Source organism: Bradyrhizobium sp. 199 (assembly GCF_023073355.1).
Lineage (GTDB): Bacteria > Pseudomonadota > Alphaproteobacteria > Rhizobiales > Xanthobacteraceae > Bradyrhizobium.
Genome location: NZ_JADPJI010000006.1, coordinates 311,656 through 330,124, shown reverse-complemented (window position 1 = coordinate 330,124; position 18,469 = coordinate 311,656). Strand labels below are relative to the sequence as shown.

Below are 18,469 nucleotides of genomic sequence, written 5' to 3'. Positions count from 1 at the left end.
TTATAGAGCCGCGGCGCCCGTCATGGGCGCCGCGGGAGATTGCTTACTGCACGCGGGGCAACACTTCGAACTGGTGGAACGGCGGCGGCGAGGGCAGCGTCCATTCCAGCGTGGTCGCGCCCGCACCCCAGGGGTTGTCGCCCGCCGGCACCTTTTTCGCGAAGGCTTCAATCACGCAGTAGAGGAAGATCAGCACGCCGAAGCCCGAGATGTAGGAGCCGACCGACGAGATCAGGTTCCAGCCCGCGAACGCGTCGGGGTAATCGACATAGCGGCGCGGCATGCCCGACAGGCCGAGGAAGTGCTGCGGGAAGAACACCAGGTTGACGCCGATAAAGGTGACCCAGAAGTGCGCTTTCGCGAGCCACTCATTGTACATGTAGCCCGACATCTTCGGGAACCAATAGTACCAGCCGGCGAAAATCCCGAACACCGCGCCGAGCGACAGCACATAGTGGAAGTGGGCAACGACGTAGTAGGTCTCCTGGAGAACGCGGTCGACGCCGGCATTCGCCAGCACGACGCCGGTGACGCCGCCGACGGTGAACAGGAAGATGAATCCCACCGCCCAGATCATCGGTGCCCGGAACTCGATCGAGCCGCCCCACATGGTGGCGATCCACGAGAAGATCTTCACGCCGGTCGGAACCGCGATGACCATCGTCGCGGCGACGAAATAGGCCTGCGTCGCCGAGGACATGCCGACGGTGTACATGTGGTGCGCCCACACCACGAAGCCGATGCCGCCGATCGCGACCATGGCGTAGGCCATGCCGAGATAGCCGAACACGGGCTTGCGCGAGAAGGTCGAGACGATCTGGCTGACCATGCCAAAGGCGGGCAGGATCAGGATGTACACTTCGGGGTGACCGAAGAACCAGAACAAATGCTGGAACAGCACGGGATCGCCGCCGCCGTCGGGGGTGAAGAACGTCGTGTGGAAATTACGGTCGGTGAGCAGCATGGTGATCGCACCGGCGAGCACCGGCAGCGAGAGCAGCAGCAGGAACACCGTCACCAGGATCGACCACACGAACAGCGGCATCTTGTGCAGGGTCATGCCCGGCGCGCGCATGTTGAAGATCGTGGTGATGAAGTTGATGGCGCCGAGGATCGAGGAGGCGCCCGCCAGATGGAGCGACAGAATCGCGAAGTCGACAGCGGGGCCCGGATGGCCGGAGCTCGACAGCGGCACGTACATGGTCCAGCCGGCGCCGACACCGTTGGCGCCCGGCTCGCCCTCGACGAAGGTCGACATCAGCAGCAGAGCGAACGAGGCCGGCAGCAGCCAGAACGAGACGTTGTTCATGCGCGGGAACGCCATGTCGGGCGCGCCGATCATCAGCGGCACGAACCAGTTGCCGAAGCCGCCGATCATCGCCGGCATGACCATGAAGAAGATCATGATCAGGCCGTGAGAGGTGACGAACACGTTATAGGTGTGCGTCTCGTGGAAGATCTGCACGCCCGGATACATCAGCTCGGCACGGATCGCGATCGACATCGCGGCGCCAATGACGCCGGCGATGACCGCGAAGACCAGGTACATCGTGCCGATGTCCTTGTGGTTGGTCGAATAGACGTAGCGGCGCCATCCGGTCGGATGGGCATGCTCGTCATGTCCGTGGGCGTGATCGCCGTGTGCCGCTGCGCTCGTTGCCATTTTCAAATCCTGCCTTGCGTCCCGTTCGGACCCTGGAAGGTCCGGCCTTTATGTCGCTTTCAATCTCTCAAGCCACGCCCCGACGCTTATTGCGTCGGGCCGGCCGCGGAGGCGTAGGTGCTGGCGCCGCCGCTCGCATATTTCTTCTTCGCCGTCTCGACCCAGGAGGCGAACTCCTGGTCCTCCACGACGCGAATCGCGATTGGCATGAAGGCGTGGTCCTTGCCGCAAAGCTCCGAGCACTGGCCGTAGAACATGCCGGTCTTGGTGGCCTTGAACCACGTCTCGTTCAGCCGCCCCGGAATGGCGTCGATCTTGACGCCGAAAGCCGGCAGCGCGAAGGCGTGGATGACGTCGGCGCCGGTGACCTGGACACGAATGACCTTGTTGACGGGCACCACCATTTCATTGTCGACGCCGAGCAGGCGGGGCTGCTTGTCCTGAGCCATCAGCGAGTCGAACTCGAACTTGCCGTTGTCGGGATAGGCATAGGACCAGTACCACTGCTTGCCGGTCGCCTTGATGGTGATGTCCGCCTTCGGCACGTCGAGCTCGAGGAACAGAAGCCGGAACGACGGCACCGAGATGCCGACCAGGATCAGCACCGGAACGAGCGTCCAGGCCACCTCGATCAGCGTATTGTGCGTGGTCCGCGACGGTACCGGATTGGCCCGCGCGTTGAACTTGACGACTACGATCACGAGCAGCGCCAGAACGAACAGCGTGATCAGCGTGATCAGCACGAACAGGAAATTGTGGAACCAGACGATGTTGTCCATCACCGGGGAAGCAGACTGCTGAAGCGTCCACTCCCACGGCGCCGGTTGCCCGAGCTCGGCGAATGCCGCACCGCCCGTGGCCAGCGTCAGACCCGCCACGGCCAATCCCAGCAACTGCCGGCCCATCGGGCCCATCGACATCCTCATGCCGTTCGCGCTCCCCTTACGAAATCACCCCGAGTGCGCCGCCCTATGTCCGGGAAACGCTTGTTCGATCCGCCCGCCTGACAAACCGCCGCGCAAGAATACCTCTAAGAGGAATTGGGGCCAGATCGCTAGAACGCCGAAATCAAGCCTCTCAAACCATAATTCTTGATCTATCGCAATGCAGTCTTGAGCCTGATCTGCCGGCGATCACCCGCAGGATATTTCCTAGCAAGATCAGACAAAAATGCCGTTTCCCGGGATGCTGCCGCTTGACAGCGGAATTGCCCGCGGTAGGCACTGGCAGATGGCCGTGCAGGAACCTGATTCGTGCGGGCGGCGGCGGCGTGGAATTTGCTTGGGAATCGCCTTCAAGACGCCGTCATTCCCGTATCAGTCCGCCAGACCAGTCCGCCGAGCGCGAGCGACCCAGGCGAGCAGAGGGACCGACCCGATGGGGCTTTCGAAATCCATGGCATGGCCGGCTACAAGGCAGGCTAACCGCCTCCCGGCGTTGGCCGCCCTGCTGGCTGCGCTCGCCCTCCTGGCACTTCCTGGCCATGCCCATGCGCAGGGCGCGGTCCGCTCCGTGCATGGCGACTGGCAGATTCGCTGCGACACGCCACCGGGCGCCCAGACCGAGCAATGCGCCCTGATCCAGAGCGTGGTCGCCGAAGACCGCTCCAATGCCGGCCTGACCGTCATCGTGCTCAAGACCGCCGACCAGAAGAGCCGGCTGATGCGCGTGGTCGCCCCCCTGGGGGTCCTGCTGCCCTCCGGGCTGGGGCTGAAGCTCGACAACCAGGACGTCGGCCGTGCCGGATTCGTCCGCTGCCTGCCCAACGGCTGCGTCGCCGAGGTCGTCATGGACGACAAGCTGCTCGGCCAGCTCCGCGCCGCCAAGACCGCGACCTTCATCATCTTCGAGACGCCGGAAGAAGGCATCGGCTTCCCACTCAGCCTGAATGGGCTCGGCGAGGGGTACGACAAGTTGCCGTAGGGCGGGACGGACCTAATAAATCTCCAGACATGCCGCGTTATTATCGACCTCGAAGGCCTGAATGGTCTGGACGTGTCGACGAAGCAGATCGGCAATCGCCGCCGTCGATTGATTGCCACTCCGGAGCCAAATGACCTTGGGAGGAGAGCCCAACAGACCTGCCATCCCGGCGAAATCGACGTCCTGGGTCACAATCAGAAAGTCATTTGCCTTTGCAAACTCCCAAAGCACACGATCAGTCGCTTCGGAGAGTCCGTGAGACCGGGGCATGAGCGGAATCCGGAAAAAGATCGGCCATCATCTGGCAAAGTCTGAAGCTGAGATTCTGATCGAACAGCAGCCTCATATCCGGGCGGTCACCAATCGCCTCTCGCGGTCAGCGGCATAAGCCAGGCAAGCGCGGATATCGTCCTCGGTCAATTCAGGGAAATCATCGAGGATCTGAGCATGGGACTGACCGGCAGCCAGCCAGCCGAGCACATCCGCCACGGTGATCCGCATGTGGCGGATGCACGGTCGCCCTCCACGCTTACCGGGTTCAATCGAGATGATGTCTCGGTAATCCATGGATATAGGGTAGCATCGATCCGCACCGGATGCAGCACCCCCCTCGACGCCTCATCCCATCCTATCGTTTCGGTAATGTGACGCCCCGCCCCCTCGCGGAACCGGCTGGAAACCATTATCTTGCCCCACATCTTCCGCTAATGGACGGACGCATGACCAATCCTGCCACGACCTCCCTGCTCGACCGTGCCAATCTCGACCGCGACCAGATTCGCAACGAGGTGGCGCGCGGGCTTGCCGGCGCCGACGACGGTGAGCTGTTCCTGGAATACAGCCAGACCGAAGCGCTGATGTTCGACAACGGGCGTCTGAAGCAGGCGACCTACGACACCTCGCAAGGCTTTGGCCTGCGCGCGGTCAAGGACGATGCGGTCGGCTACGCGCATTCCTCCGACGTGTCGCTGCCCGCGCTGATTCGCGCTGCGGACGCGGTCGCGGCCGTGCGCGGCGGCTATTCCGGCAGCTTTGCGGCGCCACCCCCACGTACCAATGTGCGCCTCTATGGCGACGACAATCCGCTGGACGCGCCGGGTTTCGAGACAAAAGTAAAGCTGCTCGCCGAGATCGACGCTTACCTGCGCGACAAGGATCCGCGGGTGCGGCAGGTCAGCGTGAGCCTCGGCGCAACCTGGCAGGTGGTCGAGATCCTGCGGCCCGACGGCGAGAGCTATCGCGACATCCGCCCGCTCGTGCGCGTCAACGTCTCCGTTGTCGCCGGCCAGGGCGATCGCCAGGAGAGCGGCAGCAAGGGTTATGGCGGCCGCGCCGGCTATGCCGAATTCATCGAGAGCAAGAATTGGCGCGGTGCTGCCGATGGCGCACTGCGCGAGGCGCTGGTCAATCTGGAATCGATCCCCGCTCCCGCCGGCGAGATGGACGTCGTGTTAGGAGCCGGCTGGCCCGGCGTGATGCTGCATGAAGCCGTCGGCCATGGCCTCGAGGGCGACTTCAACCGCAAAAAGACGTCGGCATTTGCCGGCCTGATGGGGCAGCAGGTTGCGGCCAAGGGCGTCACCGTGGTCGACGACGGCACCATTGCCTCACGCCGCGGCTCGCTGTCGATCGACGACGAGGGCACGCCGACCAATCGCACCGTGCTGATCGAGGACGGCATCCTGGTCGGCTACATGCAGGATCGCCAGAACGCGCGCCTGATGAACATGAAGCCGACCGGCAACGGGCGCCGCCAGGGCTATGCCCATGTGCCGATGCCGCGCATGACCAACACCTACATGCTCGCGCGCGACCGCGATCCGGCCGAGATCCTCGCCTCGGTGAAGAATGGCGTCTTCGCCGCGAATTTCGGCGGCGGCCAGGTCGACATCACCTCGGGCAAATACGTGTTCCAGTGCACCGAGGCCTACAAGATCGAGAACGGCAAGCTGGGCGCGCCGCTGAAGGGCGCCATGCTGATCGGCAACGGGCCGACCGACCTGCACCGCATCCGCATGATCGGCAACGACCTTGCGCTCGATACCGGCATCGGCACCTGCGGCAAGAACGGCCAGGGCGTGCCGGTCGGCGTCGGCCAGCCGTCGCTGCTGATGGAACGCATCACGGTGGGTGGAACGGGCGCATGAGCGTTGAAGAAAATGTCACTGTCACCGCCACGCGGAAAAGCAGCGGCTGGGGCGGGCAGCTGGTTCAGCTCGCCGGTATCGTCGCCGCCGTCTTCATCGCCAAGGGCGCGCTCGCCGAGCCGTTCTACGTGCCGTCGGGCTCGATGGAGCCGACACTGCTGATCGGCGATGCGCTGCTCGCCTCGAAATTCCCCTATGGCTACGGCACCTCGTCACTGCCGATTCAGATCAGCCTGCCCGAGAGCGGCCGCGTGTTCGCGGAGACGCCGAAGCTCGGCGACGTCGTGGTGTTTCGCTGGCCCGGCGATCGTTCGCAAGCCTGGGTCAAGCGCGTCGTGGGTCTGCCCGGCGATCGCATCCAGATGCGACAGGGCCAGCTCTTCATCAACGACCGCCCGGCCGAGCTCAAGCCGGACGGCGTCGGTGCGGCCGAAGACGACAATGGCGGCAGCGAGCCCGCCTACCGTTATGTCGAGAAGCTGCCGAACGGCGTCTCGCACCTGATCTTCAAGATGCGCGACAACGGTCCGCTCGACAATACACAGGAAGTGACGGTGCCGGCCGGCCATCTCTTCGTGCTCGGCGACAACCGCGACAACTCCGCCGACAGCCGCGTGCCGCTGCGGTCCGGCGGCGTCGGCCTGTTGCCGATCGACAATCTGATCGGCCGTGCGGATGCGGTGCTCGGCTCCTGGGATCTCGGCATGCGCGGCCAGCCGGTGTGGACCTGGCTCTCCGGTTTCAGGATGGCACGGTTCTTCACCGCGGTGCATTGAGGCTCCTCGCCGAACGATGGATCGTGACGAATTCCTCGCGCTCGCGCTGAGAAATCCCGCCAACGCCACGATCATCGACGAGCTGGCACGGCTTGCGTTGCCCGACGCATGGCTGGTCGCAGGTTGCCTGGTGCAGACCGTGTGGAATGTGCTCACCGGTCGTGCGATCAGTCACGGCATCGCCGACTACGACGTGTTCTATTTCGATCCCGATACCTCCTGGGAGGCGGAAGACGCAGTGATCCGCAGGCTGCATGAACAGCTTGCGGGCCTCGACGCCAAGGTCGAGATCCGCAACCAGGCGCGTGTGCATCTGTGGTATCCCGGCAAGCACGGCCTGCCCTATCCACCCCTGACGCGCTCGACAGACGGTATCGACCGCTTTCTCACGGAGAATACGCAACTGGGCATCCGACCCGCGGGTGGGGATTTCGACGTCTATGCGCCGCACGGATACGACGACGTCGAGAGTGATCGTGCGGCCGAATCGGGCGCAGAATTTTTCCATCCCTAACTACGAGGCGAAGGCGGCGCGATGGAAGGCGCTGTGGCCGGAGATCACGGTGATTGCGGCGGAGTGATATCTCGACCTTACCTACGGCACCTTGGCTACCGCACCACGCCTGACGTGAACCCCGCTTTCCGGCGCGGCGGCTTGATTTCCTTTTTCAGGAAGCAGCGCGCTTCGCGCCCGGTGTAGCCGGGGCGGGCATAGGTGAAGGCGCGGCATTTGTTGTCGGCGGTGCATGCAGCCCTGCAGGCCTCGACGCCGTCCCCCTCCTTCAGTTCGAAATTGCGCAGATCACCGCCGGGACGGTCGATCGACGTCTCCACGCCCTCGACCCGCGGCTCGATCACGCCGGCGCCGCGCACACCGGAGATGCAGCAACTGCCCGGCACGCGCGTCGGCACGGTGTTCTTCAGCCAGCACACCGCCGAGCCGCCCTCGACGTCGGGATAGCTGAAGCTCCACGAGCGGCAGCGGCGATCACGCTCGCACAGCAGCGCGCAATCCTCGGGATCGCCTGAGGCGACCGGTGCGCTGAAATAGTCGCCGCCGGGCCGATCGAACGCAGTCTGGGCGCGCACCGGCACGCTCGCACATGCGAGCGAAAGCAGCGCGGCACATGCCACGACGCTGGCCATGACGGCCCCGGACAGGTGGCCCTTCCACATCGGAACGCTTTCGAGTTATTGACGACGCTCAGGTTTTTCCAGCCGGTCATTTGATCGCCGCAAACCTGTATGGGCGATGAACGGCTGCAACCCGGTCGGCTACCGGCCTAAAGCATGATCCGGAAACGTGCGCAGCGGTTTTCCGAAAAGATCGTGCTTAAACAACAGCCTAAAGCGCGATGGCGATTCATCCTGATCGCATCGCGCTTTAGAACGCGTATTCCGCGTAGGCCGGTTCCACCGAGCCCTTCCAGGGGCCGTTGAACTTGTCCAACATTTCCTCGGCAGGCGTCCGCCCGCAATCGATGATGCGGTCGAGCGGCTCCAGATGCCGCGTTTCGTCGCGGCCGAGTTGATCGATCCGGCCGCGCCGGCGCAGGCCCGCATGTGCCAGAACAAGGCATTCCCTGGCGATTTCGAACAGATAACGGTCCTTGATCCGCGCCTTGAAGCCGAAGCGCGGCACGTCGTCGCGCAGGGCCTGACGCTCAGCCGCGCTCCAGTGCTTGACGATCTCCCAGGCGGCATCGAGTGCGACATCATCATAGAGCAGCCCGACCCAGAACGCCGGCAGCGCCGGCAACCGGCCCCACGGACCGCCGTCGGAGCCACGCATCTCGAGATAACGCTTGAGCCGCACCTCCGGGAAGATCGTCGAGAGATGGTTGGCCCAGTCCGACAGGGTCGGACGCTCGCCGGGAAGGTTGTTGTTGCGGCCGTCGAAAAACGCGCGGAAGGAGGAGCCCGACACGTCGATGTACTCCTCGCCGCGCTTGACGAAATACATGGGCACGTCGAGCGCGTAGTCGACATAACGCTCGAACCCCATGCCGTCCTCGAATGCCCACGGCATCATGCCCGACCGCGCATTGTCGGTGTCGCGCCATATCTCGGAGCGGAAGGAGAGGAAGCCGTTCGGCTTGCCTTCGGTGAACGGCGAATTGGCGAACAGCGCGGTTGCGACCGGCTGGAGCGCGAGCGAAACGCGCAGCTTCTTGACCATGTCGGCTTCGGAGGAGAAGTCGAGATTGGTCTGCACTGTGCAGGTCCGGTACATCATGTCGAGGCCGTACTGGCCGACCTTCGGCATGTAATTGGTCATGATCTTGTAGCGGCCCTTGGGCATCATCGGGATGTCCGCGCGCGACCAGGACGGCGTCATGCCGAGACCGAGGAAGCCGATGCCGAGCGGCGTTGCGATCTCGCGCACCTGCGCCAGATGCGCCATCACCTCGCTTTGGGTCTGGTGCACATTCTCCACCGGCGCGCCGGAGAGCTCGAACTGTCCGCCGGGCTCGAGCGAGATCGCACCGCCGCCGGTGACGTCGTAGAGGCCGATGATGTTGCCCTGCTCCATGATCGGCTCCCAGCCGAGCAGAAGCTTCATGCCTTCGAGCAACGCACCGATGCCGCGCGCGCCTTCGTAAGGCACCGGACGGTGGCCATCGAGCGTGAACGGCGTCTTCTCGTGCTCGGTGCCCATGCGCCATTCAGATGGCGGCTTGCATCCTTCCTCGAACCACGAAACGAGCTCGTCGCGCGATTGCAGCGGCGTCATATCGATCTGGTCTCGCGCCATATCAAACTCTAATCAAAGGCGCTTCGACCGAACGCGCGCGGGGGTGATGGGATCGTCCGCGAGCCACCGCGGGCGCAGACGTGCTGGTTTGCCGCGCGGTCATCGCGACGACGTGCTTTCGTTGACGTTGGCGACGGGGGGCAGTTTCATCTCGCCGCACGAGCAGCCCAAGCGGTCAAGCAGTCCGCTGAGCTTGACGGCATCGGCATCGGACAGTTTGGAACCGACGTATTTCTCGATCGCGGCCGAATAGGCGCCCCACATCCGCTTCTGCAACTCGCGGCCGGCTTCCGTGATCTCGACGAACTGGCCGCGCTTGTCGATCTTGCATTCGCGCCGCGAGGCGAGGCCCTCGTCGACCAGGCGGTCGATCAGGCGCGAGGTGGAATATTGCGGGATCAGCATCTGCCGTTCAAGCTCGACCGGCCGCAGCTCGCCCGAGGGTGCCCGCGACAATTCGAGCAGCGCGTCATACCAGGCCAACGGCGGGAAGCCGGCCTTCTTCAGGTCCTGCTCGACGCAATCGAGCACGCGGCTCTGCACCCGCATCAGGCGGATCCAGGCGGAGGTCGCCTCGGTCGATGGTTTGCGTTTCATGGTCCCGCTCAAGCTCGTTGCCTGTCTCTTACCTCATTTGATGCAGCTGCATCAATCTTGACTATTCCAAGCAGATGCATGTAATCGCTGTTTCGGCCGAACCAAGCTTCAGAGAAGGAAATTCCATGAAACTGTATTATTCGCCCGGCGCCTGCTCGCTGTCCCCCCACATCGCGCTCCTGGAAGCCGGCCTGCCCTATGAGCTGGTCAAGGTCGATCTCCGGGCCAAGAAGCTGGAAAATGGTGAGGATTATCTGAAGCTGAACCCCAAGGGCCAGGTCCCTGCGCTGGGCCTCGACAGCGGTGAGATCGTGACCGAAGGTCCGGTGATTGTCCAGATGATCGCCGACCAGGCACCAGCCAAGGCGCTGGCGCCGGCCCACGGCAGTTCCGAGCGCTACAAGCTGCTGGAGTGGCTGAATTTCCTCACGTCCGAGGTGCACAAGAGCTTTGGTCCGCTGTTCGCGCCGGCCCTGAACGACGAAGCCAAGGCCTTCTTCAAGGATCGCGTCATGGGCAAGCTGAAATATATCGACAGCCAGCTTGCCGGCCGCGACTACCTCATGGGCAAGCAGTTCACGGTGGCCGACGGCTACCTCTTCACGATGCTCACCTGGGGCGAGCGGATGAAGTTCGACCTCTCGGCCATGCCTGATCTTGCCGCCTACCAAGCCCGCGTCGCGGCCCGCCCGCAGGTGCAGGAAGCACTGAAGAAGGAAGGACTGGCACAGGCGAAGTGATTATTCTTCGTTGTTCCGGGGCGTCGCGACGCGGCGACCCCGGAACCTCGCGGTTGTTGAACGACGGATCGAAACCGATCGAGATTCCGGATCAGTCCGCGTTGCGGACTGTCCGGAATGACGTGTTGTGTCAGGCCGCGGCCTTGTTCGGCGCGAAGCGGCCGTAGAAGGTTTCGCCCTTTGCCGCCATCTCCTCGAGCAGCTTCGGCGGCGTAAAGCGCGAGCCGTATTTCGCCTCCAGCTTGTGGCAGAGCTCGACGAAAGTCTTCGTGCCCATGAAGTCGATATAGGACAGCGTGCCGCCGGTGAACGGCGCGAAGCCGAAGCCGAGGATGGAGCCGACATCCGCCTCGCGCGGATCGGTGATGACGTGGTCCTCGACCGTGCGCGCGGCTTCCACGGCCTGCACCACCAGGAAGCGTTGCTTCAGCTCCTCGATGTCGAGCGTGTCAGGATCGAGCTGCTTCGGCTGCAAGGCCGAGAGGCCCGGCCACAGGCTCTTCTGGCCCTTGCCCTTCTCGGGATAATCATAGAAGCCCTTGCTGTTCTTGCGGCCGAGCCGGCCCTGCTTCTCGACCATCTCCACCATCAGCTTCTTCTGATCGGGGTTGATGGCGTTGGGACCGAGATCAGCTTCCGTCGCCTTCATGATCTTGAGGCCGAGGTCGAGCGCGACTTCATCCGACAGCGAGAGCGGGCCGACCGGCATGCCGGCCATCTTGGCGCAGTTCTCGATCATCGCCGGCGGCACGCCTTCGAGGAACATCTCGTTGCCTTCGGCGACGTAGCGGCCGACGCAGCGGTTGGCGAAGAAGCCGCGGCTGTCGTTGACGACGATCGGCGTCTTGCCGATCTGCCGGACGTAGTCGAGCGCGGTCGCAAGCGCGACATCGCCGGTGTTCTTGCCGAGGATGATCTCGACCAGCATCATCTTCTCGACCGGCGAGAAGAAGTGAATGCCGACGAACTTGCCCTGGTCCTTGAAGCTTTCGGCCAGCGAGGTGATCGGCAGCGTCGAGGTGTTGGACGCGAAGACCACGTCCGGCTTCAGATATTGCTGCGCCTTGGCAAACGTCTCGGCCTTGACCTTGCGGTCCTCGAACACGGCCTCGATAACGAGATCGACGTCCTTCAGCGCGGCATAGTCCGCGGTCGGCGTGATGCGCGCGAGCAGCGCTTCGGCATCCGCGGGCTTGGCGCGGCCCTTCTTGATCTGTTCCTCGATCACTTTCTGCGCATGCGCCTTGCCCTTGTCGGCGCTCTCCTGGTCGCGGTCGATCAGGACGACCTCGAGGCCGGCACGCGCCGAGACGTAGCCGACGCTCGCGCCCATGAAGCCGGCGCCGATCACGGCGATCTTCTTCGCCTTGGTCGGCGGCACGTCCTTCGGGCGGCGCGCGCCCTTGTTCAGCTCCTGCATCGACAGGAACAGGCTGCGGATCATCGCGGCCGCTTCCTTCGAGCGCAGCACGGAGGTGAAGTAGCGCGACTCGACGCGTAGCGCGGCGTCGATCGGCAGCTGCAGGCCTTCATAGACGCAGCTCATGATGGCGCGCGCGGCCGGATAATTGTCGTAGGTCTCGCGGCGATAGATCGCGTTGCCGGCGGGGAACATCATCATGCCGGCCTTGGAGAACACCGGGCCGCCGGGCAGCTTGAAGCCCTTCTCGTCCCAGGGCGCGACGGCCTTGCCGCCGCCCTTGATCCAGTCCTTCGCCGCCTTGATGAGATCCGCGGCAGGAACGATGGCATGGATCAGGTTCAGCGCCTTGGCCTTCTCCACCGTGACAGGATCGCCCTTGAGCAGGATCGTCATCGCGTCCTGCGGCGGCACCAGGCGCGGCACGCGCTGCGTGCCGCCGGCGCCCGGGAACAGGCCGACCTTGACCTCGGGCAGACCGAGGCGGGTCTTGGGATTGTCCGCGGCGACGCGATAGTGGCAGCATAGCGTGATCTCGAAGCCGCCGCCGAGCGCGAGGCCGTTGATCGCAGCCGCCCACGGCTTGCCGGAGGTTTCGATCGAGCGCAGCACCTGCGAGAAACGACGGCTCTGGTCGAACAGCATCTGGTTCGCGGCCGTTTCGCCCTGCTCTTTGAACACCTTGGCATAGGCCTGGTTCATGCCTTCGAGCATCGACAAATCCGCGCCGGCGCAGAAGGCCTCCTTGGCGGAGGTGATGACGACGCCCTTCACCGCGGCATCCGCCGTGGTCGCCTTGACGATCGCGTCGAGCTCGCTGGTCGAGGTCTCGTCGAGCACGTTCATCGAACGGCCCGGGATGTCCCAGGTCACGAGCGCGATGCCGTCTGCGTCGGTCTCGACCCTGAAGTTCTTGTACGACATATTGGTTGCTCCTCGGTGCCGCAGCCGATGCCAGGCGCGGCGGGTGATGGTGATCTCGCAGGGTGGGTTAGCCGAAGGCGTAACCCACCCTACGGCAGCTCGTTACACGCGCTCGATGATGGTCGCGGTGCCCATGCCGCCGCCAATGCACAGCGTGACGAGAGCGGTGGATTTGTTGGTGCGCTCGAGCTCGTCGAGCACGGTGCCGAGGATCATCGCACCGGTGGCACCAAGCGGATGGCCGAGCGCGATGGCGCCGCCATTGACGTTGATCTTGGCGTTGTCGATGTCGAACGCCTGGATGTAGCGCAGCACGACCGACGCGAAGGCCTCGTTGAGCTCGAACAGGTCGATGTCCGACTTCTTCATGCCGGAACGCGCGAACAGCTTTTCGGTGACGTCGACCGGGCCGGTCAGCATCATCGCCGGCTCCGACCCGATATTGGCAAACGCACGGATCTTTGCGCGCGGCTTCAAGCCGTATTTCGCAGCCGCCTCCTTGCTGCCGAGCAGCACGGCGCCGGCGCCGTCGACGATGCCTGAGGAGTTACCGGCATGGTGCACGTAATTGACCCGCTCGATCTCCGGATGCGACTGCACCGCGACACCGTCGAAGCCGCCCATCTGCGCCATCATCGTGAACGAGGGCTGGAGCTGCGCCAACGACTGCATCGTCGTCGAGGGACGCATGTGCTCGTCCTTGGCGAGAATGGTGAGCCCGTTGATGTCCTTCACCGGGACGATCGACTTGTCGAAGCGGCCTTCGTCCCAGGACTTCGCCGCGCGCTGCTGGCTCTGCACGGCGTAGGCGTCGACGTCGTCGCGGGAGAAGCCGTATTTGGTGGCGATCAGATCGGCCGACACGCCCTGCGGCATGAAATAGGCCGGCACCGCCATCGAGGGGTCCATCGGCCAGGCGCCGCCGGAAGCGCCGATGCCGACGCGGCTCATGGATTCGGCACCGCCGCCGATCACCAGCTCGTGCTGGCCGCTCATCACCTGCGCGGCGGCAAAGTTCACGGCATCGAGGCCGGAGGCGCAGAAGCGGCTGATCTGGACGCCGGGCACGGCTTCGCCGAGACCGGCCTTCAGCGCGGCGAAGCGCGCGATGTCGGAGCCGGCCTCGCCGACCGGATCGACCACGCCGAGCACGACGTCATCGACGGAATCCTCAGGCAGGTTGTTGCGGTCCTTCAGCGCCTTCAGCGGCACGGTCGCAAGCGCAAGCGCCGTGACTTCGTGCAGCGCACCGTCGGCCTTGCCGCGGCCGCGGGGGGTGCGAACGTGGTCGTAGATGAATGCCTCAGGCATGACGCCCTCCTGATGTGATGTTCGATACGATTGGGAGCAGGCAGCGGAAGCAGGCTCAGAACGCTTCCGCCGGCAATTCCATGATGGTGGCGCAGCCGGCCTGGATGCGCGCGAGATTGGCCGCGGTCTCCGGCAGCATCCGCTCCATGAAGAAGCGGCCGGTGACGAGCTTGGTGGAGAGATAGGGCGTCGCCCCGCTCTCGGCAATCTTGGCATTGGTCACCTTCGCCATCTTCGCCCACATGTAGCCGAGCGCGACAAAGCCGAAGAGGTGCAGGTAGTCGGTTGCGGCAGCACCCGCATTGTCCGGCTTCGCCATCGCGTTCTGCATCAGCCAGGTGGTGGCCTGCTGGAGATGGCCGAGCGAGGCCGAGAGCGGGGTGATAAAGGGCTTCAGCGCCTCGTCGCTGCCGTTCTCCTTGGCGAAGGCCATGACCTCGCCGAAGAAGGCCATGATGGCGCGGCCGCCGTCGCGCGGCAGCTTGCGGCCCACGAGGTCGAGCGCCTGGATGCCGTTGGCGCCCTCATAGATCATCGCAATACGCGCATCGCGCACGAACTGCTCCATGCCCTGCTCGGCGATGTAGCCGTGGCCGCCATACATCTGCTGCGCCTGCACCGCGTTGGCGAAGCCGTACTCGGTGAGGAAGCCCTTCAGCACCGGGGTCATCAGGCCCATGTGATCATCGGCAGCCTGGCGGTCCTTCGGGTCTTCCGAGCGATGGGCGACGTCGCTCTTCAGCGCGGTCCACATCACGAAGGCGCGCGCGGCCTCGTTGAAGGCGCGGATCGAGAGCAACGTGCGGCGCACGTCGGGATGCACGATGATCGGGTCGGCCTGCTTGTCCGGCGCCTTGGCACCGGTGAGCGAACGGCCCTGGATGCGATCCCGGGCATAAGCGACCGCGTTCTGATAGGCCACTTCCGACTGCGCGAGGCCCTGCACGGCGACGCCGAGCCTGGCCTCGTTCATCATCACGAACATGCCCTGCATGCCCTTGTTCTCTTCGCCGATCAGCCAGCCGGTGGCGTTGTCGTAGTTCATCACGCAGGTCGAATTGCCGTGGATTCCCATCTTGTGCTCGATCGAGCCGCAGACGACGCCGTTGCGCTGCCCCACCGAACCGTCGGCATTGACCAGGAATTTCGGCACCACGAACAGCGACACGCCCTTGATGCCGGCGGGCGCACCCTCGACGCGGGCGAGCACCAGGTGGATGATGTTGTCGGCCAGATCGTGCTCGCCGGCCGAGATGAAGATCTTGGTGCCCGTGATCTTGAAGCTGCCGTCGGCCTGACGCACCGCCTTGGTGCGGAGCATGCCGAGATCGGTGCCGCAATGCGGCTCGGTCAGGTTCATGGTGCCGGTCCATTCGCCCGCCACCATCTTCGGCACATAGGTCTTCTTCTGCTCGGGCGAGCCATGAACGATCAGCGCCGCGGTCGCACCCATGGTGAGGCCGCCATACATCGAGAACGCCATGTTGGCCGAGATCTGGAATTCATTGACGGCCTGACTCAGCGTCACCGGCAGGCCCTGGCCGCCGAACTCGGTCGGCGCCGACAGACCGAGCCAGCCGCCCTCGACGACCTGCTTGAAGGCCTCCTTGAACCCCTTCGGCGTGGTCACGCTGCCGTCGTCCGCGCGCTTGCAGCCTTCGAGATCGCCCACGCGATTGAGCGGCTGCAGCACCTCTTCGGCAAGCTTGGCGGCTTCGCCGAGGATGGCTTCGCGCACGTCGCTCGACGCATCGGAGAAGCCGGCCAGATTGTCGTAGCGGTCGATCTGGAAGACGTCGTTGAGCAGGAAGTTCACGTCTTCGACGGGGGCTTTGTAGATCGGCATGGTGGTCTCCCGGCATGGGGCTTGAAGTGATATGGCGCGGTGCTGAGGCGCAGCCCTTGCCCGCGAGCTTAGCGGGCTAGGCAACCTCAGGGCAGGGTCATGATTGGGCGGCGAGCTGCTCCGCCATCAGGCGGTGCAGCATGTTGATTGCCTTGAGCGGACGCACCATCACCTTGAAATGCGTGATGCGTCCCTCGCTGTCGAAGCTGATGATGTCGACGCCGTTGATCTCGATGCCGTCGATCATGGTCTTGAATTCGAGCACGGCGCCGCGCTCGTTCTTCCATTCGCCGACATAGGTGAAGCCGGGGCCGCCGAGGACCTGCTCGGCGCCGGAGAGGTATTTGAAGGTGATGTCGCGGCCACGCTGCGGCGAATGCACGACGGGGCTTTCGAACACGGCATCGGGGTGCAGGAGGTCCCAGAGCGCGGCGCCGTCATGGGACTTCATGTAGGCGTACCAGGAATCGAGGCCGGTCATGCGCGGTGCCTCCCTTAAGGCCTGACAAAAACGCGAAAACAACCCCATGCACAGTAGCGAGATGGTTGATTCCGCTGGGTTTTCGGGTCGGGACTTTGGCCCGGCCTCGAGCCCGCCTCATATGCACATTGACGCATATGCGCCGATGCGCATAAAGTCAAGCTGGTTGCTGGACTCGAAGAAAGAAGAAGGAGGCCGGCCATGGCGCTGGGCGACGCAATCCTCGCATGCCTGACCGAACGTCCCATGACGGGTTACGAGCTCGCCAAGACGTTCGATTCCTCGATCGGCTTCTTCTGGAAGGCCGACCACCAGCAGATCTACCGCGAACTCTCCAAGCTGCGCGACCGCGCCCACATCCAGGGCCGGGAGGTCGTGCAATCAGGCAAGCCCAACAAGCTGGTTTATACGCTTACTCCGGAGGGCCGAACAGCGCTGCGGCACTGGGCCGCGCGGCCAAGCACGCCGCCCTCGATCAAGGACGACCTGCTGGTACGGCTGCATGCGCTCGACAGCATCGACCTCGAGCCGATGCGCACCGACCTGATGGCCCGGCTAGAGCACCACCGCGATCGCCACGAGAACTACGAGCGCATTCTGAAGAAGCGCTTTCCGGACGGCACGGCGGAAGGCCGGCTCGACCTCGGCAACCTGCTCCTGCTCCGCCTGGGGGCCCGCCACGAGCAGATGGTGGCCGACTTCTGCGAAGAGGCACTTGCCGCGCTCTCGGCGATGAGCGGCAAGGCCACGGTGGTGCCGCTGGACGAGGGCAAGCGCGAGGGGAAGGGATGAGGGCCGGTTCGGGAGCCTGTCCCGCACTTGAAAATTGGCGCGACACTTGTCATATTGAGAACGACATTTGGCGAGATCGCCCATGAATGAACTTGCTCAATCCCCTGACGTAGCCCGGCTGGCGGCGGTCGCTCGACTTCTCGGAGGGACCGCCACCTTCAGGAAGATGCCCCGGAGCCCGCTGGAGGCTCACGAAATTCTGGTGAACGGTCTTCCCTCCAAAGCGCTGGTGTATCTGGTCGCGAACTTCGCGTTTATCCGCTGGGACGATTCGTTCGCGAGGGCGATCGGAATGAGCCATCGAACGTACCAGCGCCATACGGCCGAAGATATTCGACAACTCAGCGCCGAGCAGAGCGGCCGCGCCTGGAAGCTCGCGGAGATATTGGCCAAGGCGACTTCAGTTTTCGGATCGAAGGAAGAAGCCGAACATTGGCTGGATCGTCCAGCGATCGGCCTGGATCAGCGCAAACCGATCGATCTGTTGGCGACGCCCGCCGGGGTCGAACTCGTGGAAGACCTTCTCGCCCGGCTGGAATACGGCGTTTACGCGTGACGCCCCTTCCCGCGGCGCTCGGAGGCGCCGAACTGGTGGCCTGGCGTCTCGATCAATCCAAATATGCGGCGACTTGGGACAACGGCGAGGGCGCGTTCCTCGTCGGCGGCCGCTGGAACAGCAGGGGCGTTCGCGCGGTGTACTGCTCGATCGATCCCGCGACGGCGATTCTGGAAGTCGCCGTCCATAAGGGATTTCGGTCGCTGGACATGGTGCCCCATGTCATGACGGCAGCAACCATCGATCCGGCCGACATCTGCGTGGTCGAGCCCGGTACCGTTCCAAACCCCAATTGGCTGAGGCCTGGGATCCCGAGTGCCGGCCAGCAGGCGTTCGGGGATGAGTTGCTGGCAAGACACCCCTTCGTGGTGCTTCCGAGCGTGGTTTCAACGGCGAGTTGGAACCTGATCTTCATCGCAGCCAAAGCCGCAGGATCGTACCAGCTTAGGTCCCAGGAGCCATTCGCGCTGGATACGCGATTGCATCCGCCGGCCCGCTAAAGCCGCGGTCGAGGCGCTCTCGCCCCGGACAAGCCCGC

Annotated in this window: 18 protein-coding genes and 1 pseudogene; 8 read left to right on the top strand and 11 right to left on the bottom strand. The window is 64.1% G+C overall.

Annotation, left to right across the window (positions count from 1 at the left end; genetic code table 11):
• Positions 1–43 precede the first annotated feature (43 nt).
• Both ctaD and coxB read right to left on the bottom strand, forming a co-directional pair.
• Positions 44–1,663, bottom strand: coding sequence for a cytochrome c oxidase subunit I (gene ctaD / locus IVB28_RS21965; RefSeq protein WP_247528983.1), 1,620 nt, complete (start codon positions 1,661–1,663; stop codon positions 44–46).
• 86 nt (positions 1,664–1,749) lie between these two features.
• On the bottom strand, positions 1,750–2,589 hold the full coding sequence (coxB, locus tag IVB28_RS21960) for a cytochrome c oxidase subunit II (RefSeq protein ID WP_247528982.1): 840 nt from the start codon (positions 2,587–2,589) through the stop codon (positions 1,750–1,752).
• 451 nt (positions 2,590–3,040) lie between these two features.
• On the opposite strand from coxB, the gene IVB28_RS21955 reads away from it, so the two are divergent.
• Positions 3,041–3,586 carry an invasion associated locus B family protein gene (locus tag IVB28_RS21955; protein WP_247528981.1) on the top strand — a complete coding sequence of 182 codons (546 nt, stop codon included), beginning with the start codon at positions 3,041–3,043 and terminating at the stop codon, positions 3,584–3,586.
• A gap of 12 nt (positions 3,587–3,598) precedes the next feature.
• On the opposite strand, the gene IVB28_RS21950 is transcribed toward IVB28_RS21955, so the two are convergent.
• Together IVB28_RS21950 and IVB28_RS21945 are read right to left on the bottom strand one after the other, a co-directional pair.
• Positions 3,599–3,856: a DUF5615 family PIN-like protein gene (locus IVB28_RS21950; protein WP_247528979.1), complete on the bottom strand. Its 258-nt coding sequence runs from the start codon at positions 3,854–3,856 to the stop codon at positions 3,599–3,601.
• 72 nt (positions 3,857–3,928) lie between these two features.
• A complete protein-coding gene (locus IVB28_RS21945) occupies positions 3,929–4,153 on the bottom strand; it encodes a DUF433 domain-containing protein (protein WP_247528977.1) in 225 nt (74 codons plus the stop codon).
• A 152-nt stretch (positions 4,154–4,305) separates the two neighbouring features.
• Here IVB28_RS21945 and tldD point away from each other — a divergent pair, with 152 nt between their 5' ends.
• The 3 genes and pseudogenes from tldD (at position 4,306) to IVB28_RS21930 (ending at position 7,090) form a co-directional block, all read left to right on the top strand.
• The gene (gene tldD / locus IVB28_RS21940) at positions 4,306–5,733 is read left to right on the top strand and encodes a metalloprotease TldD (RefSeq protein WP_247528975.1); all 1,428 of its coding nucleotides are present in this window, start codon (positions 4,306–4,308) and stop codon (positions 5,731–5,733) included.
• Positions 5,730–6,509 carry a signal peptidase I gene (lepB, locus tag IVB28_RS21935; RefSeq protein ID WP_247528973.1) on the top strand — a complete coding sequence of 260 codons (780 nt, stop codon included), beginning with the start codon at positions 5,730–5,732 and terminating at the stop codon, positions 6,507–6,509. Before tldD ends, lepB begins: the two co-directional genes overlap by 4 nt.
• A 16-nt stretch (positions 6,510–6,525) precedes the next feature.
• A pseudogene (locus IVB28_RS21930) lies at positions 6,526–7,090 on the top strand (nucleotidyltransferase family protein).
• 28 nt (positions 7,091–7,118) lie between these two features.
• On the opposite strand, the gene IVB28_RS21925 reads toward IVB28_RS21930, so the two are convergent.
• The 3 genes from IVB28_RS21925 to IVB28_RS21915 form a co-directional block, all read right to left on the bottom strand.
• A complete protein-coding gene (locus tag IVB28_RS21925) occupies positions 7,119–7,685 on the bottom strand; it encodes a PAN domain-containing protein (RefSeq protein WP_247528972.1) in 567 nt (188 codons plus the stop codon).
• A 208-nt stretch (positions 7,686–7,893) separates the two neighbouring features.
• Positions 7,894–9,264, bottom strand: coding sequence for a glutamate--cysteine ligase (locus IVB28_RS21920; protein ID WP_247528970.1), 1,371 nt, complete (start codon positions 9,262–9,264; stop codon positions 7,894–7,896).
• Between the two features lie 99 nt (positions 9,265–9,363).
• A complete protein-coding gene (locus IVB28_RS21915; RefSeq protein WP_247528968.1) occupies positions 9,364–9,861 on the bottom strand; it encodes a MarR family winged helix-turn-helix transcriptional regulator in 498 nt (165 codons plus the stop codon).
• Between the two features lie 125 nt (positions 9,862–9,986).
• Between IVB28_RS21915 and gstA the strand changes: the two genes are divergently transcribed.
• On the top strand, positions 9,987–10,601 hold the full coding sequence (gene gstA / locus IVB28_RS21910) for a glutathione transferase GstA (RefSeq protein ID WP_247528966.1): 615 nt from the start codon (positions 9,987–9,989) through the stop codon (positions 10,599–10,601).
• Between the two features lie 130 nt (positions 10,602–10,731).
• Here gstA and IVB28_RS21905 read toward each other — a convergent pair whose 3' ends face one another.
• From IVB28_RS21905 to IVB28_RS21890, 4 genes are all read right to left on the bottom strand, one after another.
• On the bottom strand, positions 10,732–12,945 hold the full coding sequence (locus tag IVB28_RS21905; protein ID WP_247528964.1) for an FAD-dependent oxidoreductase: 2,214 nt from the start codon (positions 12,943–12,945) through the stop codon (positions 10,732–10,734).
• A 102-nt stretch (positions 12,946–13,047) separates the two neighbouring features.
• On the bottom strand, positions 13,048–14,256 hold the full coding sequence (locus IVB28_RS21900) for an acetyl-CoA C-acetyltransferase (RefSeq protein WP_247528962.1): 1,209 nt from the start codon (positions 14,254–14,256) through the stop codon (positions 13,048–13,050).
• 55 nt (positions 14,257–14,311) lie between these two features.
• The gene (locus IVB28_RS21895) at positions 14,312–16,102 is read right to left on the bottom strand and encodes an acyl-CoA dehydrogenase C-terminal domain-containing protein (RefSeq protein ID WP_247528960.1); all 1,791 of its coding nucleotides are present in this window, start codon (positions 16,100–16,102) and stop codon (positions 14,312–14,314) included.
• Between the two features lie 97 nt (positions 16,103–16,199).
• Entirely contained in the window at positions 16,200–16,583 is a 384-nt protein-coding gene (locus tag IVB28_RS21890) for a nuclear transport factor 2 family protein (protein WP_247528958.1), read from the bottom strand.
• Between the two features lie 201 nt (positions 16,584–16,784).
• On the opposite strand from IVB28_RS21890, the gene IVB28_RS21885 reads away from it, so the two are divergent.
• From IVB28_RS21885 to IVB28_RS21875, 3 genes are all read left to right on the top strand, one after another.
• Positions 16,785–17,375: a PadR family transcriptional regulator gene (locus tag IVB28_RS21885; RefSeq protein WP_247528957.1), complete on the top strand. Its 591-nt coding sequence runs from the start codon at positions 16,785–16,787 to the stop codon at positions 17,373–17,375.
• An 82-nt stretch (positions 17,376–17,457) separates the two neighbouring features.
• On the top strand, positions 17,458–17,931 hold the full coding sequence (locus IVB28_RS21880; RefSeq protein ID WP_247528956.1) for an antitoxin Xre/MbcA/ParS toxin-binding domain-containing protein: 474 nt from the start codon (positions 17,458–17,460) through the stop codon (positions 17,929–17,931).
• Positions 17,928–18,431: an RES domain-containing protein gene (locus tag IVB28_RS21875; RefSeq protein WP_247528955.1), complete on the top strand. Its 504-nt coding sequence runs from the start codon at positions 17,928–17,930 to the stop codon at positions 18,429–18,431. The genes IVB28_RS21880 and IVB28_RS21875 overlap by 4 nt, the downstream gene beginning before the upstream one ends.
• Positions 18,432–18,469 lie beyond the last annotated feature (38 nt).